Below are 17,338 nucleotides of genomic sequence, written 5' to 3' on the forward strand. Positions count from 1 at the left end.
CGCCCACATGGAAAGCTATGCGGGATAACTATGTGGATTATGCGCTGATCCCTGCCACTGAGCATTATCGCGCGATGTCTCGACAGTTAAAGATGGCTGTTTTTAATAAGCATCTTATGACAGAGCAGCGGCTGGAAAGTTATCTCGCACCTCTTTGTGGCGTGGTGGGCCAGCCCTCGTTTTATCAGCATCAGGTTGCGCATTATAGTGCCTGTTACACCAGTGACTTTGCAGAAAAATTGCCGCAACTCCGGCTGCCTGTGCAGATTTTATGGGGCGCCGAAGATGAGTGGCAACCCGTTGAGTATGGAAGGCGTTTACAACGCGACATTGTCTCATCCACCCTGCATATCTATGAACACGCCGGACACTTCTTGATGGAAGATGCCCCCTTAGCTGTCGCCGCACAGTTAATTGATTTTGTTAATCAACATAATATGAGGTAGCGCCATGATCCTAATCGGAATGCTGGATTCACCTTACGTCAGACGGGTTGCTATTTACTTAAAAGTATTAGGTATTCAATTTAAACATCGGCCGATCTCTGTATTCAGCGATTTTGATGCCTTAACGAAAATTAACCCTGCCGTTAAAGTTCCGACGCTTATTACAGATGATAATCAGGTAGTTATCGACTCAACATTAATCATTAATTACCTTGAGAAATATTTCGGTCATTCACCTGCACCCACATCAGCGTCCAGAGCGGAAGATCTGAGAGATTTGCATCTTACCGGATTCGCCCTGGCAGCCTGTGAAAAAGCGGTGCAGCTTGTGTACGAACAGCGTCTCAGACCGGTAGAAAAACAGCATCAACCCTGGCTGAATCGGGTAACTCAACAACTTCATGGTGCCTTGCAGACGCTGGAGAACGGGCTGCGGGAAAGTCATCCTGACATGCTGTCCGTGGCCGGTATCAGCATCGCAGTAGCCTGGCGTTTTACAGAATTGATGCTTCCGGATACCTTCAGCCGTACGTTGTATCCGGAAGTAACCAGATTTGCATTGCTGGCCGAACAGCGACCGGAATTTTTGGCAACACCTTCGAGTTAGTGAGGGTGAGTTGCTTATTAATTTTTGAGACGGCAACGTCCTCGTAAGTCCGGGCGAAATCTGTGTCGGCTCTTCGCTCGTGGCTGCCATCGGATCCTTACCTGAGGCAGCTTCGTGCCAAAAGCGGACATTCATAATTGTTATCGCTTTCTGGGTTAGAGTTGATACGTATAACGTTCTTAGGCAATAAATGCGTAACAGATGTTTAAACAATAAGGGGGACATGTTGGGCAAATTCAGCTGGCAGATGGCCTGTTAATCGTGGATCAGCCAGTATTTCAATTTCTGTGGCATAAGCCCTGAACCCTACACGCTGATAGAATCGCAGAGCAGCAGGATGATCGAAAGTGCAGGTATGCACCCAGAAACGTTCGACTGGACGGGCCCAGACCCTATCCATCACTGAGCTCATCAATGCTTTACCGAGTCCCTTGCCGGTCAGTGAGGAATCAATTCCGAAAAAAGACAATTCGCACTGATCGGGCGTATTGAAGTCCAGCTCAAACATGCCGACATCTTCATTATTGCTCTGTACTGAAAAAACCTCTGTGCCGTGGCTGGTAAGTATCTCTTCCAGCTCCTTCTCACTGATCATTAGCCGCGAACACCAGAGCCAGTCTCCGCCAATTTTACGGTACAATTTTTTATACTCTTCAGGGGCGGGGTTAATGATCCTGCGTAAAGTAATACCTTCAGGAAGCTCTATGTCGATTCGCTCGGGCCTTTTTGACATTTCAAGATGCGTGACGATACAGGCGATATGTCCGACAGGAACGGCTGTTTGCACCGAGTAGAAGGTTTTGTCATGCATGAATTATATCCTTTCGATGGTTTCAGCGGCGTCTGAATCTCTTCAGCAACAAGCCGCTTTGCCGGTTATTGCGCTTTTCAGATATTGCCAGCGCACGTATAAAGGAGATTCGGGCGAAAGACGATTAACTTATATCTTCTGCGAGCTTTTTAATGAAGCGACTCACAAGAGGCAGCCCCTGCTTCAGAACTTCTCTGTTGTTGGCAAATCCGATGCGTACATATCCCTCCATATCCATCGCCTCGCCGGGGGTAAACATTACGCCGTAACGTTCCAGCAGACGGATGCAAAATTCGCGCGAGCTGATCGGCAGCTCATATTTCAGCAGTGCAGTGGTCCCGGCGCGGGGTCTGACATAGCTGATGAGCGGCTCTGAATTGACCCAGGCGTCAAGCATCTGAAGGTTATCACGTAATATTTTATGATTGCGGGCCAGAATTTTGTCCCGGTTCTCCAGCGCCAGTGAGGCGAAGTAGTCATCCAGCACGCCCACGCTGATCGTTGTATAGTCACGGTGGATTTCAACCTCTTTGAGCAGAGAATGAGGACCGGCTATCCATCCAAGGCGCAGACCGGCCAGCGAGTAAGACTTGGACATGCTGGCGGTGCTGATACCTTTTTCATAAAGGTCAGCGATTGCGGGACCATAACCATCGCCTTCCTGATTGGTACCGCGATAGACTTCATCGCACAGCAGCCAGGCATCTGCTGCTCGTGCAACCTCAACGATTTCCTTCAACAGTGTTTCATCCATCAGCGAACCGCTCGGGTTGTTCGGATTATTAATGGCAATAAGCTTTGTTTTGTCATCAATGAGCGATTTCAGCTCCTCCGGGTTGGGAAGAAAGTTATTTTCTTCACGCAAAGCCAGAATTTTGACGTTCGCGCCGTAACTTGCAGGGATAGAATAATGTTGCTGATAGGTTGGCAAAACGGAAATTATCGTGTCACCCGGCTCAACAAGAGTTTCATAAATCAGGGCGTTAGCCCCGATTGCGCCGTGCGTGATAAGAATGTTTTCAGCCGACTGTTTGCTGTATTGCTCAGAGATGAGCTGACGCAGTCTTTGTGAACCGGTGATATGCCCGTAAGTCATTTTAATATTCAGCATGTCATCCAGAACCTCCCGGGGTTTACCGGTCATGTCCAGCAGTTGCTGCATGGTCAGGGATTCAACACAGGTTTCGGCAAGATTATATTTACAGTTGTTTTCCCAATCATTCATCCACTGCTCTACACCAAACGGTCTGATTTTCATCTTATTTATCCTGTTCTTTGAGGTAAGACAGCACGCTGTCTGCAATTGCCACATCTTCCAGCCCCAGCCCCAGGGAGCGGAAAAATGCATGTCGTTTGTAACTGGGGCTGATGGCGCTTCCAGTGACCAATTCCGGTAAGTCCCCCCGGATATCCCCGGTGCTCCAGCCAGTTTCGCTGGCCGCGATGACCATCTCGCCTGCGTGCGAGGGAGTGGTCTGCCTGTAATCACAGTAAACGTCCATTTCCTGTAGTGCCCGGGGAGAAACCTCGTGCGCACCTGGCGCGTTCGTGCTGATGGACGTAATCAGGCAGGGCCGGAGCAGCCGTTTCACATCGATTACCGGTGTTGCTGAGGAGGTGCATAACATCAGTACATCTGTATCTTTTGCGGCGTCTTCTGCGCTGTGGCAGATTTTCAACATCCCTTCAGTCAGCCCGCATTCACGCTGGATAGATTCAGCTGACTGCGAGCCGCTCCGGCTCCAGACCCTGATTTCTTTCCAGTTGCGCAGCGTCAGGGCATGGCGGATATGAGCGCGCGCAACAGGTCCTGTGCCGATGACCGTTAATATCTGTGCGCTTTCCCGAGCCAGTAGCTCTACAGCCAGCGCAGTGGTGGCCGCCGTGCGTTCTATGGTCAGCAGAGAGGCATCGCACAGCATCAGCGGCATACCATCACTTGCAGACATAAGCAGCGTCCAGGCGGTAATGACCGGCTTATGCTCAGTAACAAGATAAGGCGATATTTTCGCGCCGAGCATCTGGCGAGACATATCCGCGCCAAAATAGTTTATGAAGTCCCCTCTGCAGTTTGGCAGCAGGACGACTTTCTGTGCAGGCTGAACAGCCTGTCCACGCGCAAGACTGGTAAAGACCCGGCGCATGGCCTCTTTGACATCGACATGCAGAAGGATTTCTGCGGTTTGTTCTGCGGTAATAACGGGGATGCCCTTGGAATGCATATGTTTTCCTGACGGACCGCCAAACTGGCTGGCCTGTGGTAAGGTGTGTACTTAAAAGTACATTATGCACAAATTGTTTACAAGATGGTTTTATGAGGCCTGGTACTGCCGTTCAGGTATGAGATGGCGGAAGAATGACGGATTACGGAGATTTCTATAGCGGTACCGGAATATCGTTTTGCTTAGCCAGCGATGCAGCATTTATCAGGTACATCGTGATATGGTTCGCCCCCGGAAAAACGGCATTATTTCAATCTGTACCAATCGCACGGAATGAGGATATGAAAATGTTAAATAAGCACGGCCCGGACAATGCCCAGCTGAGTTTGCTGAAGTCAGTTGCAGACGGTATTGCCGCGCTTTTCTTTCCGAGCGTGGAAGTCGTTATCCACGATGTAGAAGCGGGCACTGTGGCCTACATTGCGAACAATCTTTCAAAGCGCAAGCCAGGCGATGATGCGGGTCTTGATGATTTTCAACAGGACAAACTGGCACCGGTAAGCGGCCCATATGAAAAGCTCAACTGGGACGGAAAAAAAATGCGCTCCGTCACAATCGCGACAGGAGACGATAAGACACCGGGTTACCTTCTTTGCATTAACCTCTGCACAGCGGTGTTTGAAGACGCCAGGAACGCGCTTGACATGTTTCTTTCCGTTACGCGGCTTCAGCCTCAGCCAGAACAACTTTTCCGTGATGACTGGCAGGAGAATATCAATACTTTTCTGCATGAATGGATTCGACGCGAGGGTACCTCGCTGAGCGCTCTGACGCGAGAACAGAAGAAAAATCTGGTACAGAGCATGCACAGTCAGGGTGCTTTTCGTGCAAAGAATGCAGCCGATTACATTGCGGGCGTACTGTCACTGGGACGTACAACCGTTTATAAATATCTTAGAGAGTTAAAAAAACAGTGATCTGCCAGAAAGTTTGTTAAATATTCAAATCTCATTACAGCAGGTATGGCTTACCTCTTCTCACTAAAGGTCCGCTTATCGCTCATAGCGGACCAAACGTTAGTTTGTTTAGCTGGATATTGCACGTTGTTCATCCAGCCAGGTCATTACCCACCCCAAGCGCTGCTAATGCTCGTTATCACGCGCGGCTGTGCCATCAGCAAAAAACCTCATCCTAACAAGCTCCTGATAACGGCATTTCGTCGTAATGAAATGCGCCTTCATGCAGCAAGTCATCACGCATCTGCACCTAAACAATGCATTCTGCAAACGGCTTATCTCCACCTTTCACAACTGCCCTCCTTCAAAACCCAAATGAATATCTATGATCACCCACACATTTTACAATCTGTTTACCTGACAGCGGCCAAAATCTGTGCAAAGTAGTGTCCAGCGGCAAACGAGATTTATGCCCTGGCACGTCAATTGCTTTAGCTAACCGATGTCAGCCGCAGCAACCTGACAACCTGTGCGCGTTATTAAATCCATCAAATTGATTTAATAAAACACCCTCTTTTTGCATCAAGGCGGAAAACACCATGAAAATCCGATTCAACCCAGTCATAAAAGGATGTTTTGCAGCGGTTCTGTTAGCCAGCGTAGGCAGCGCGGCAGCGGCGACCACGTTGAATGCGCTGTTTATGACGCAGGCGGCGTATAGCGAAAATGATATCCGCGCCATGACGCAGGCGTTTCAGAAAACGCACCCAGACGTGCAGGTTAATCTTGAGTTTGTGCCGTACGAAGCGCTGCATGACAAAATTGTTGCGGCGCGTGGCGCGGGCGGTAACGGCTACGATGTGGTGCTGTTCGATGCCATCTGGCCGGCAGAATTCACTAAGTTCGATCTGTTGCAGGACGTCAGCAGCCGCATCAGCGCTGATGAAAAAGGGCAGATTTTCCCCGGCGCAATGAACACCGTTGAGTTCAAAGGCAAAACCCTCGGCATGCCGTGGATCCTCGATACCAAATATCTCTATTACAACAAAGCGATGCTGGAAAAAGCCGGTATCACCACGCCGCCGCAAACCTGGCAGCAGGTGATGGATGACGCGCGCATCATCAAGCAGAAAAACATCGTGAAATATCCGCTGGTGTGGAGCTGGTCGCAGGCGGAAGCGCTGGTGTGCGATTACACCACGCTGGTATCAGGTTTCGGTGGCAAGTTCTATAACAACGACAAACTCGATTTCTCCTCCCCGGCCTCGTTGCAAGCGGTGAAGCTGATGAAAAGCTCGCTGGATGAAGGCTTGAGCAATCCGGCTTCACGCGAATATCTGGAAGAGGATGTGCGTAAAGCCTTCTCCAATGGCGATGCGGCTTTCGCGCTCAACTGGACCTACATGTACAACATGGCCAACGACCCTAAACAAAGTAAGGTCGCCGGCCAGGTGGGCATCGTTCCCGCGCCAGGCGATGCGCCGGGCAAATTCGGTGCGGTAAACGGTTCGATGGGCCTTGGCATCACTAAAGGCAGCACGCATGCGGATCAGGCATGGCAATACATCCGCTACATGACTTCACAGCCGGTACAGAACCAATACGCCACGCTGAGTCTGCCGATCTGGAAAAGCTCGTATCAGGATCCGGCGGTGCTGAAAAACCAGGAAAGTCTGATCGCGGCGGCGGATAAATCGCTTAACGTGATGCTGTCGCGTCCGGAAACGGCTGACTATTCGCGTCTCTCCAACACGCTGCAGCAGCAGTTGCAGCAGGTGCTGGTGGGCAGTGCAACGCCAGATGCCGCGCTGCAAGCGGTAGATAAGAGTGCGGCGCGTCTGCGCTAAGGGGCAACAATGCTGAGTTTGCGTCAACGCGAACAACGGCAGGCATGGGTGCTGCTGGCACCCATGTTGTTGGTGATGCTGTTGCTCACCGCATGGCCGCTGTTACGCACCATCTGGCTGAGTTTCACCGATGCCGCCCTGATCGGCAGCGGTGAAGCGCCGGGCTGGATTGGCTTTGAAAATTATCTGTTCGCCATCACCGATGCGGATTTCCGCAGTTCGCTATGGCGCACGCTCTATTTCACCGTGGTGTCGGTGGCAATTGAAGGCGTGATCGGCGTGCTGGTAGCGCTATTGCTGAACCAGAAATTCGCCGGTCGCAACGTGCTGCGCGTGCTGGTGATTTTGCCGTGGGCGCTGCCGACCATCGTTAACGCCATGATGTGGCGTCTGAATTTCAACCCGGATTACGGCAGCATCAACGCCCTGCTGACGCAGTTAGGGATCATTGATGGCTATCGCAGCTGGCTGGGTTCGCCGGATTCGGCGCTCAACGCGGTGATGTTCGCCGATATCTGGAAAAACTATCCGCTGGTGACCTTACTGGTGCTGGCGGCGCTGCAATCGATCCCCGACGATCTGTTTGAAGCCGCACGATTGGATGGCGCATCGGCGTGGCGGCGTTTTCGTGCTATCACCTTCCCGGCGATTGTTGGCCCGCTCAGCGTGGCGCTGGTGCTGCGCACCATCGACGCCTTCAAAATTTTCGACATCATCTACGTAATGACGCGCGGCGGTCCGGTCGATAGCACCAAAACCCTGAGTTTTTACGTGTATCAGGAGTCGTTTAGCTACTTGCGTGCTGGCAGCGGCGCGGCCTACGCGATGTTGATGACCTTGCTGTGCGCGGTGCTGATCACGCTTTACATGTTGTTACTGTGGCGCCAGCGCCGCAAAGGAAGCGCTCATGAAGGTTAAATTGCGCCATGTCGGTAAATACGCCGCCGCGCTGCTGGTGGCGTTCTCAGTGTTAGCGCCGATGGGCTGGCTGTTTTTGATGAGCGTCAGCGCCGCCAGCGATCTCACCCGCGTACCGCTGGAGTGGCTGCCGCGCCAGTGGGATTTCACCCGCTACGGCAAGCTGCTGTCGCTGGAGCCGGGCCAGCCGGGCGTACTGTTTCTGCATGCACTCGGCAACAGCCTTTTAGTGGCCACCGGCGCGACAATCATCTGCTTACTGCTGGCCATTCCGGCAGCGTTCAGCTTCTCGCGCTACCGCGGGCGCGACGGCTGGCTGTTTGCCTCGCTTGCCATCTATATGGTGCCGCCGGTGGCATTCGTGTTGCCGCTCTACTTCCTGTTGCAGCAGTTCGATCTGCTCAACACGCGGCCCGGATTGATCATCGTTTACTGCTCGCTGATTCTGCCGTTCCTTACCTGGATGCTGAAAAACCAGTTCGATACGCTGCCGCAGGATATTGAGCAGGCGGCGCGGCTCGACGGCCTGCGCGTCTGGCAAGTGCTGTTACGCATTACGCTGCCGCTGGCGAAGCCGGTGTTGGGGGCCGCCGCACTGTTTGGCTGGCTGCTGGCGTGGGACGAATTTTTCTATGCGCTGCTGTTTACCAGCAATATCGCCGCACAAACCTTACCGGTCACCATTGCCGGATTTACCGCCGGACGCGCCACCGATGATGGCTTGATCGCTGCCGTCGGCATTCTGGCGTCGGTGCCACCGCTGTTTATTGCCATCTGGCTGCAGAAGACGCTGGTTAGCGGCCTTGCCAGTGGCGGGAGTAAAGGATGATGGAGCAGAAACTCACCGCCACGCTTTATGTGGTGGGCAACATTAATGTCGATTTGATCATGGGCACGCTGGATAACTGGCCGCAGCGCGGTACTGAAGTGATGCTGAATCACAGCGAACTGCGTCCAGGCGGATCGGCGGGCAACTGCGCGCTGGCGCTGGAAGCGATGCAGGTGCGTCATCGCGCGGTCGCCAATCAGGGCAATGATGGCCTGAGCGCCTGGCTGGCGAGTCATTTTCCGCACAGCGCCGCACACTGGACGCGCTACAGCTGCGAAACCTCGCTTACCGTTGGCGTGACGCACTCGGATCACGAGCGATCCTTCCTGAGTAATCTCGGCCATATCGTGAAACTTACGGCGCAGGATGTGCTGGATCAGCTGCCGGCTACAGCGGCTGAAGGCGATATCGTGCTGCTGTGCGGCACTTTTTTGTGTCTGCATCTGTATGACGAATATCCGGTGCTGCTCGCTGAGCTTCAGCTGCGCGGCTTTATCACCGCCGTCGATACCGGCTGGCCGCCGCAGGGCTGGACAGACGAAGTGCGTCAGCAGGTCACGCACTGGCTACCGCTGTGCGACTGGCTGCTGCTCAATGAGGTGGAAACGCTGGGATTGGCGGCGAAAGACGACTTGCCTGCCAGCGCGCACATGCTGGCGCAGCAGCTGAGCGGACGCGGCGGCTGCGTAGTGAAATGCGGCCCGCAAGGCGCGCGCTGCTGGCAGGCAGATAACTCAGTAAGTCAGCCTGCACGTCCGGTCACGGTGGTGGATACCATCGGCGCGGGCGACAGTTTCAACGCCGGATTTCTCACCGCCCTGCTGCATCAGCAAGATCTTAATACGGCTCTGCAATGGGGTATTTCGGTGGCGTCACTGGCTATCAGCACCTTGCCGCGTCGTTATCCCGACTGGCATCAACTGCAACTTTCCCAGGAGTTTTAAATTATGGCCAGTGTTGAACTCGTAAAAGTGGCCAAACGCTACGCAAAACAGTCGGTGCTGCATCCGCTCGATCTCACCATTCCTGACGGCAGTTTTACCGTGCTGGTGGGCCCATCCGGCTGCGGGAAGTCGACGTTGCTGCGTTTGCTGGCCGGGCTGGAGAGCCTGTCGGATGGCGCGATCCTGATGGATAAAGTACAGATCAACGATCGCGATCCGGCCGACCGCGATATCGCCATGGTGTTTCAGAGCTACGCGCTTTATCCGCACTTAACCGTGGCGGAGAATCTGGCGTTTCACATGCAGGTGAAGAAGGTGAAGCGCGAGGAGCAGCAAACTAAAATTGCGCGCATCGCCGGAATTCTTGGCATCGATAAGCTGTTGCAGCGCTATCCGCGTGCGCTATCGGGCGGACAGCGTCAGCGCGTGGCGATGGGCCGCGCGATGGTGCGAAATCCCAAAGTGTTCCTGTTCGATGAGCCGCTGTCAAACCTCGATGCGCAGCTGCGTATGGAGCTGCGCGCCGAGATCAAATCACTGCATCAGCGTTTCAAAACCACCATGGTTTATGTGACGCACGATCAGGTTGAGGCGATGACGCTGGCCGATCAAATCGTGGTGATGAAGGATGGCCGCATCGTGCAGCAAGGCGCGCCGCTGGCGATTTACGATCGTCCGGCGGATACCTTTGTCGCACGCTTTATCGGATCACCGCCGATGAACCTGTTGCCGGCACAGTTGATCACCCGCGATGGCGTGCCCGGCGTGCAGTGTCAGGATCTGTGGCAGCCGCTGCCCGCGCGCTGGCAAGCGGCGGCGCGCGAACGTGCAGGCGCAGCCGTGACGCTTGGCGTGCGCCCGCACGATCTGCTGGAAGCCAGCAGCAACGCCGCGGCCTTGGTAAAAGTGGTGGAGATCACCGGCGAATCTACCTTATTGCATCTCGAATGGCACGGTCAGCCATTGCATATGCAGATTGCCGGTCGCCACACGGCGGTGAGCGGCGAGAGCATTATGCTCGGCTTCAACGCCGAGAAGATTCATCTGTTTGATGCCGAGACGGGGCTGAGGTTGGCTGAGTCGCTCTAGGTTGGTGCTCAGGCCAGAAAAGGCCAACCCGTTGAGATGATCATCGCTGTTGATGGTGCAATTTGGAAACCCCAATGAATTGTCATTAAGGAGGAAAAGGTGGGCAGTGGAGTAAAGCGTCCGCCGCAAGGATGCGGCGGCCGAGGCTACAGGGATGTATTCACGCCGTCTTTACGCAACGCCCGCCTTTTCCGACTGAAACGCACGTTTTTACCTAACAAATAAAAAAGCCACCCAAACCTGGGTGGCAAAATATAATTCATCACATGCATAACAACGATATTGGCGAACACTCATTCCTTAAGCATTTCACAACGGCTATTGTACTCTGCTGGCTATTTTATTCTGTCTTCACCGTTTAAAGATAATGTAAAACTCCTCTCAACCTTTAACGGATTAAGTACATCTACCAGGTTTTACCGATATTAAACTGGAACTGCTCTGACTTATCGCCCTCATATTTCTTAATCGGCAACGCATAAGAAAATACCAGCGGCCCCAGCGGTGACTGCCATTGCAAAGCCACGCCGCTTGATACGCGAATCTGGCTGGGATCGCCATAATCGGGAATCCCCGCCGCTTTGGTGGCAGCGGTGTTCTGCCAGCCGGTATCCCATACGGTGCCAGCATCGACAAACAATGAGGTGCGCAGCGAATCGGCATAGCGCTCGCTGATAAACGGCGTTGGAACAATCAGCTCCGCGCTTACCACCGCCATCGCATTGCCGCCCACCGCATCATCCGATTTCTCTACCGAACATGCACCGTAACTGCTTTCACTGCCGCTACAGCGGTAATAGGCGGCTTTTGGCCCGATGGTGTTGGAGGAGAATCCGCGTACTGAGCTAGAGCCGCCGGCATAGAAGTTATCGTAGAACGGCACTTCTTTGCCGCCTAAACCGTCGGCGTAACCGGCTTTACTGCGGCCCATTAGCACCCAGCGATGGTCGCTGCTCAGCGGCAAGTAGCCGCTGGCGGTCAGCGTGCTTTTGTAATAACTGTTGGTGGAACCTGGAATCGTCACTTTGGTGTTGAAACCGGCGCTCACGCCCGAGGTGGGGAAGAAGCCGCGATCCAGCGAGTTGTAGCTCCAGCCAATATTCCAGAAGAAATCGTTGGCGGTAAATTTGTCCGCCACGGTGGCATCGTCATCGTCGTCATCGCTGGTGATGACTCTTGGATGAATGCCCTGCGAACCAAGATAGCGCCACATTGCTACCTGCGGTGCCATATTGCTGACGCGGTTATAGACGTAATCCAGCCCGCTGTTCACGCTGCTGTTTTCGCCGATCGGGAAGCTTAACGTACTGCCCGCACCGAAACTTTTCAGCGTGTATTCGGAAAGATCGTTATCTTCCGCGCTGTAATCGTTGTAGAACAGTTTGCCGCCAAGACTCACGCCATCCACGGTGAAATAGGGATCGGTGGCGGTGATTTCGACATAAGTTTGATAGCTGTTTTTCGTGCCGCTAAAACTCACGGTATTGCCGGTGCCCATCCAGTTATCCTGGCTGACACCAAGCTGATAACTGATGCCGCTGTCGGTGCCGTAACCCAGCCCAACGTTAAAGGTGCCGGTATTGCGCTCCTTCACTTTGTACACCACATCCACCTGATCCGGGCTGCCCGGCACGCGCTGCGTATCAACATCTACGCTTTCGAAATAACCGGTACGATTAAGGCGCGCCTTGCCCTGCTCCACCTGATTGCTCGCCAGCCATGCGCCTTCCATCTGACGCATTTCACGACGCAGCACCGCATCTTTCGAGGTGTCATTGCCCGAGAAACGCACCTGTCGCACTGAGAAGCGCCGCCCGGCATCGACATTCACGTGTAGCTGCACGGTTTTATCGCTGTCGTCTATTTCCGATTGCGTATTCACCTGCGGGAACGCATAGCCGTAACGACCGAGCAGGCTTTTAATCGCCTCTTCGTTTTGCGTGATTTTTGCCCCGCTGTATAAGCTGCCCGCCGGCAGTTGGGTTAGTTTTTCAATTTCGGCGAAATATCCGGCCATATTTCCGCTCAGCGTGACGCCGCTAACATGATAAACGTCGCCTTCATGAATATTTATCGTGACGTAAATATGCTTTTTATCCGGCGTTAAACTGACTTGTGTGGAATCGAGGTTAAAGCGTGCGTAACCGCGATCGAGATAATAACTGCGTAGCGTCTCTAAATCGCCCGAGAGTTTCTGTTTCTGGTATTTCTGATCGGCGATCAAATTCCACCACGGCACATCGTCGCGCAGCTGGAAATGCGAAATCAGTTCATCAGCGGAAAAAGCGTGGTTGCCGACAATGTTGATCTGCTGAATTTTCGCCGACACGCCTTCGGTGAAAATGAACTTCAGATCGACACGGTTGCGCGGCAACGGCGTGACGACCGCTTTGACGCTGGCAGTATATTTCCCGGCGCTGTAATAGAAATCTTCCAGCCCTTTTTCCATATCCGATAGCGTGGTGCGGTCCAGCGCTTCACCCACGCGCACGCCCGAGGCATCAAGGTTCTGCTTGAGCTGATCCTCTTTAATCGCTTTGTTACCAGAGAATGAGATGCTGGCAATCGCCGGGCGCTCTTTGACTTTGACAAGCAGCGCATCCCCGTCACGCAGCACCTGCACATCGTCAAAATTGCCGGTGGCGAACAGCGCGCGGATGGTGTTGCGAATATCATCATCATTGACGCGATCGCCAACACGCAGCGGCATATGCAGCAGCGCCGCGCCGGGTGCGACGCGCTGAAGCCCAGCAAAGTGAATATCCTTTAGGGTGAAATCATCTGCACCAAAGGCAGTGGTGGTTACCATAAAAAGTAACCCGGTTAACATCTTCTTCATCTGTTGTGAGCCTGCCGTTTTTCCTGTGCCTGATTCAAGCGCCTTGCTTCCGCACCACATAAAAACGGGCTGAACACGCGGTTCAGCCCGTTAACTGCGGCGATATGTTCCGGAAAAAAGACCGCTGAGCCAAAGGTAAATTCAGCGCGACTTGTGGATTTTCGGTTGTTTTACAATAAGGTGGAAAGCTCCTGCTGAAATCTGCTCACAAGAATTACCCTTCTACCGTTACCGGCTGAAACGTACGGCGATTGAGGCTGGTGAAGATCACCAGCAATGCCATCATCACCAACTCAACGCCGAGCGTACCGGTGATTGCCGCCAGATGATTGCCGTGCGTATAGATCTGCGTGAATACACCGCCCAGCAGCATCGGGCCTAAACCTAACGCCGATTGCTGAACCGTCGACAGCACCGCGCTGCCCGCGCCCGCCTGATGATGCGGCACGCCGCTCATGCCAATGCGGTAGAAGGTGCTGACGATAAACGACTGACCAAAGCCAATCAGCACCGTGGCGGGAATCAGGGTGAAAATACCGACCTGCGGCCAGGCGAGTTGCAGCGTGGCGATCAGGGCCAGCAACCCAACCATCTGAATGCCGCAGCCCATCAATAAGGCGCCGCGCTTACCTAAACGCTCGACGATGCGCGTGGATTGCATCGCCCCGATAAAATAGGCCACGCCAAGCGCGATAAACGCATTCCCGGATTGAAACGCCGTCAGCCCTAAACCGGCCTGCAGCGTCAGTGCCACAGAGAACATAAAGCCGCTCCAGCAGGAGAAGAACAGCACCGCCAGCGTCAGGCCAAAACGCACGCTCGGCAGACGCAGTAGTGAAGGCGGCAACAGCGGCGCGCCGTTGGCCGCTTCCAAACGCAGCGAACTCTGGCGCAGACGATGCAGAAACAGCGGGAACAGCACCAGCAGCAAGATGCACGGCCACGACCAATGCAGCAGCGGACCGAGCGCCAGTGCCAGCATCAGGCAACCAATCGCGCCCGCCAGCAGCAAGGTTCCGCTAATATCCACCGGTACGCGCTGCGTGTTCTGCGTCTCCGGCACAAAGCGGCGCGCGGTGATCAGCACAAACAGGCAAATTGGCAGATTAATCAGGAAAACACTGCGCCAGCCGTAGCCGCCGATATCCGCTTTGATGAGAAATCCGCCCAGCACCTGACCGATGATAAAGGCCAGTCCGCCAATGCCGCCGTACAAACCGATGGCGCGCGCATGCGCTCTGCCCTTCAGCGTGATGTGCAGCGTGGCGAGGATTTGCGGCACGATAAAGGCCGCGCCCACGCCTTGCAGCGCGCGGGCAAACATCAACAGGCCGACGCTGTTGGCGATGCCGCATAATAAAGATGCAATACCGAAGATCCATACTCCGGCGAGGAACACGCGACGGCGGCCATAGTTATCGCCGAGCCGTCCGCCCATCGCCAGACAGATGGCAAAGGCGATGCCGTAGACCGCGACGATCAGCGCCAGCTCAATCGCCGTGGCCTGCAACGAGTGGGCCATCGCGTCTAACGCTACGTTAACGATAGAAAAATCAATCATGGGCAGCAGTTGCCCGGCAAGCAGGACCATCAATCCTGTGCGCTGAAGTTGCGATGTCTGCATCGGTTTTACCTTGTTTTTGCTATCAGTACGGCATAGCATCACCTAACCGTTAAACGGGTACCAGTTCTTGATTATCATGGTATAAATACTACCCGTCTTGTCGAAGGATCTGCTTATGAGCCTGTCATCTGCGCCTGTTACCACCGAACAAAACAACCGCAAATTACTCGGTACATTTCTGCGCACGCGCCGGGAAAATCTCGATCCTAACCGACTCGGTTTGCCACGCATGCGCCATCGCCGCACGCCGGGTTTACGCCGTGAAGAAGTCGCACAGTTAGCGGATGTTGGCGTGACCTGGTATACGTGGCTGGAACAGGGACGCAATATCAAAGCCTCGCCGAAAACCCTGACGGCGATTGCTAGCGCGTTGCAGTGCAACGATGTGGAAACGCAGCACCTGTTTTCGCTCGCCGGACATGCGTTACCTTCGGTGCGCGTGGTGGCCGCCTGCTGCAAAATTGCCGCGCACAATCAGCAGATGCTCGACGCGATCCAGTTACCGGCGATTATTGAGACGCCGCGCTTTGATATTATCGGTTACAACGCCGCGTGGTGTGCCTTGATGGGCGTGGATTTAGCCGAAATCGCGCCAGAAGATCGCAACTGCATCTGGCTGGCCTTCAATCACCCAACCTGGCGCAAAGCGCTGAATGACTGGGATGAAGTGATGCCGCAGATGGTGGCGATGTTTCGCGGGCAGATGGGCGAGCACCTTGGCGATCCGCACTGGGAAAGCTTTCTTGCTCGCTTGCTGAACAGTTCAGATGAGTTTGCTCACACCTGGCAGCGCTATGAATTGGGCCAGGTGGAGAATCGCGTGAAACGCTTTTACCGCGACGAAGTGGGTGAAATGACGCTGCGGCAAAATAACTGGTGGTCGGCGTCACGCAACGGCGATCGCCTGCTGGTGTATGTGCCGGACGATGAAACCAGCGCCGCGGCACTGCAGCAGTTGATCAATCCCTGATGCGTTAGGCCTTGCTGGTCAGCGCCGGAACCGGTGTCTGCGGGTGGGCGCCCTTCTGGCTGTTTAACAGAATCTGACCCAACAAGCTGTCTTTGTTCACCACGCCATATTTCAGGTTGGTGTCGAGATATTTACGATCAAATCCCGTCAGTTTGGTCAGCGGCGGCAAGACGGCCGGCAGACGATCCACCATCAGCATGCGGCTCAGCTTCACCGGACGCCACTCCACCAGGCTTTGATATAGCAACGCGCTGGCTTCGCATTTACGCAGATAGAAGTTGTACTGATTGTTCTCACGCAGCGCCTGCTGCTGGGCGATATACACCACCAGATAATCCGGTGGCGTGATGCCCTGAACAATGGTTTCGTAATTGGGCAGCGCGAGTAGACGACGGAAAAATTCGTCGGCACCCACTTCAACAATCGGACGGAAAAAGTGCAGCCAGCGTGCAATAAAGGCGTTATTTTTCGGCGCGGCCAGGAACCAGGATTCAATCACCGGATAGGCTTTATCCAGCGTCGAACTGTCGCGGTAAAAGGCGATCAGGTCATACTCATCGTGAATATTCACCGCCAGCAATTCGTCCATTGTGCGGTTGAGAATGATGGTGGCATCCATCCAGATTCCGCCATAGCGATGCAGCAGTTCCAGCCGAATCACGTCACTTTTATGTGAAGGTCGCATATCCTGATGCACGAAGTGCAGATCGGGCAGATAGTGCTGAATATTCAGGTTATTGATGACGGTTACTTGATAGGTGGGGTTTTCGCGCACGATTTTATCGACAAAAATCTGCACTTCTCCCGGCAGCGTTTCACTTTCCCAGTACATCCAAATCTGACGCGGAATAGCAGCGGGCGTGGTTTGGCGTGCAACTAAATTGATATCCTGCTCTGCGGCGGGATTGTAATCGGGCAGCGTTCGGCGTTTGGTCAGCTTTTTTTCCGCCAGTAAACCTAATGAGACCAGATGGGTTTTGAATTTATTCTTTTTCATCGTTTCTCCAGCAGCACAGCCGCCAGTTAACTACTTATTGCTGTTAAAAAGGCACACATCAGCCCTGCACCTAATGCTGCAGAAAGCCGACAAAAGCCCGGAAAATTGGCTCAAAATTATCAAACAGTACTCAGCGCGACAATTTAATAAACCGCTAAAAACTCACTTTAAGAGAATACGTAGAGCGCCGGGTTTGCGGGATCTGACTTTGTGAAACGTTACGCAAAGCTGAACATCTTAGGTGAACGGTTAAAAATAATACTGGATATATAAACAGTGTTGCGTATACTTATTCAACA

Annotated in this window: 15 protein-coding genes; 9 read left to right on the top strand and 6 right to left on the bottom strand. The window is 53.7% G+C overall.

Annotated elements, in window-relative coordinates:
* Together K5Y30_RS16245 and K5Y30_RS16250 are read left to right on the top strand one after the other, a co-directional pair.
* The coding region (locus tag K5Y30_RS16245; protein WP_222212191.1) for an alpha/beta fold hydrolase at positions 1 to 446 on the top strand (446 nt) is incomplete at its 5' end.
* A gap of 4 nt (positions 447 to 450) precedes the next feature.
* Positions 451 to 1,053 carry a glutathione S-transferase gene (locus K5Y30_RS16250; RefSeq protein ID WP_222212192.1) on the top strand — a complete coding sequence of 201 codons (603 nt, stop codon included), beginning with the start codon at positions 451 to 453 and terminating at the stop codon, positions 1,051 to 1,053.
* Positions 1,054 to 1,258: 205 nt separating this feature from the next.
* Here K5Y30_RS16250 and K5Y30_RS16255 read toward each other — a convergent pair whose 3' ends face one another.
* The 3 genes from K5Y30_RS16255 to K5Y30_RS16265 all read right to left on the bottom strand — a co-directional run bounded on the left by K5Y30_RS16255 (position 1,259) and on the right by K5Y30_RS16265 (position 4,086).
* Positions 1,259 to 1,864: an N-acetyltransferase gene (locus K5Y30_RS16255; protein WP_222212193.1), complete on the bottom strand. Its 606-nt coding sequence runs from the start codon at positions 1,862 to 1,864 to the stop codon at positions 1,259 to 1,261.
* A gap of 124 nt (positions 1,865 to 1,988) precedes the next feature.
* The gene (locus K5Y30_RS16260) at positions 1,989 to 3,122 is read right to left on the bottom strand and encodes an aminotransferase (RefSeq protein ID WP_222212194.1); all 1,134 of its coding nucleotides are present in this window, start codon (positions 3,120 to 3,122) and stop codon (positions 1,989 to 1,991) included.
* Position 3,123: 1 nt separating this feature from the next.
* Positions 3,124 to 4,086, bottom strand: a complete 963-nt coding sequence (locus K5Y30_RS16265; RefSeq protein WP_222212196.1) for an ornithine cyclodeaminase family protein — start codon at positions 4,084 to 4,086, stop codon at positions 3,124 to 3,126.
* 281 nt (positions 4,087 to 4,367) lie between these two features.
* Here K5Y30_RS16265 and K5Y30_RS16270 point away from each other — a divergent pair, with 281 nt between their 5' ends.
* The 6 genes from K5Y30_RS16270 (at position 4,368) to K5Y30_RS16295 (ending at position 10,609) form a co-directional block, all read left to right on the top strand.
* Entirely contained in the window at positions 4,368 to 5,003 is a 636-nt protein-coding gene (locus K5Y30_RS16270) for a transcriptional regulator (RefSeq protein ID WP_370634219.1), read from the top strand.
* A 578-nt stretch (positions 5,004 to 5,581) separates the two neighbouring features.
* Positions 5,582 to 6,829 (top strand): extracellular solute-binding protein, encoded by a 1,248-nt coding sequence (locus tag K5Y30_RS16275; protein WP_101761101.1) that lies wholly within the window; start codon positions 5,582 to 5,584, stop codon positions 6,827 to 6,829.
* A gap of 9 nt (positions 6,830 to 6,838) precedes the next feature.
* A complete protein-coding gene (locus K5Y30_RS16280; RefSeq protein ID WP_064739811.1) occupies positions 6,839 to 7,747 on the top strand; it encodes a carbohydrate ABC transporter permease in 909 nt (302 codons plus the stop codon).
* The gene (locus tag K5Y30_RS16285) at positions 7,737 to 8,576 is read left to right on the top strand and encodes a carbohydrate ABC transporter permease (protein ID WP_064739810.1); all 840 of its coding nucleotides are present in this window, start codon (positions 7,737 to 7,739) and stop codon (positions 8,574 to 8,576) included. The genes K5Y30_RS16280 and K5Y30_RS16285 overlap by 11 nt, the downstream gene beginning before the upstream one ends.
* Positions 8,576 to 9,520 (top strand): carbohydrate kinase family protein, encoded by a 945-nt coding sequence (locus tag K5Y30_RS16290; protein ID WP_222212718.1) that lies wholly within the window; start codon positions 8,576 to 8,578, stop codon positions 9,518 to 9,520. The genes K5Y30_RS16285 and K5Y30_RS16290 overlap by 1 nt, the downstream gene beginning before the upstream one ends.
* 3 nt (positions 9,521 to 9,523) lie before the next feature.
* Positions 9,524 to 10,609 (top strand): ABC transporter ATP-binding protein, encoded by a 1,086-nt coding sequence (locus K5Y30_RS16295; protein WP_222212198.1) that lies wholly within the window; start codon positions 9,524 to 9,526, stop codon positions 10,607 to 10,609.
* A gap of 406 nt (positions 10,610 to 11,015) precedes the next feature.
* Here the strand turns inward: K5Y30_RS16295 and bamA are convergent, their stop codons facing one another.
* Together bamA and K5Y30_RS16305 are read right to left on the bottom strand one after the other, a co-directional pair.
* A complete protein-coding gene (gene bamA / locus K5Y30_RS16300; protein ID WP_222212200.1) occupies positions 11,016 to 13,448 on the bottom strand; it encodes an outer membrane protein assembly factor BamA in 2,433 nt (810 codons plus the stop codon).
* Between the two features lie 214 nt (positions 13,449 to 13,662).
* On the bottom strand, positions 13,663 to 15,072 hold the full coding sequence (locus tag K5Y30_RS16305) for an MFS transporter (protein ID WP_222212202.1): 1,410 nt from the start codon (positions 15,070 to 15,072) through the stop codon (positions 13,663 to 13,665).
* A gap of 115 nt (positions 15,073 to 15,187) precedes the next feature.
* Here K5Y30_RS16305 and K5Y30_RS16310 point away from each other — a divergent pair, with 115 nt between their 5' ends.
* The gene (locus K5Y30_RS16310) at positions 15,188 to 16,042 is read left to right on the top strand and encodes a helix-turn-helix transcriptional regulator (RefSeq protein ID WP_222212204.1); all 855 of its coding nucleotides are present in this window, start codon (positions 15,188 to 15,190) and stop codon (positions 16,040 to 16,042) included.
* A gap of 4 nt (positions 16,043 to 16,046) precedes the next feature.
* Here K5Y30_RS16310 and K5Y30_RS16315 read toward each other — a convergent pair whose 3' ends face one another.
* Entirely contained in the window at positions 16,047 to 17,039 is a 993-nt protein-coding gene (locus K5Y30_RS16315; protein ID WP_222212206.1) for a glycosyltransferase family 32 protein, read from the bottom strand.
* Positions 17,040 to 17,338 lie beyond the last annotated feature (299 nt).

The sequence above is a fragment of the Pantoea sp. DY-5 genome, assembly GCF_019795955.1.
In the GTDB taxonomy this organism is placed as follows: Bacteria; Pseudomonadota; Gammaproteobacteria; order Enterobacterales; family Enterobacteriaceae; genus Pantoea; species Pantoea leporis.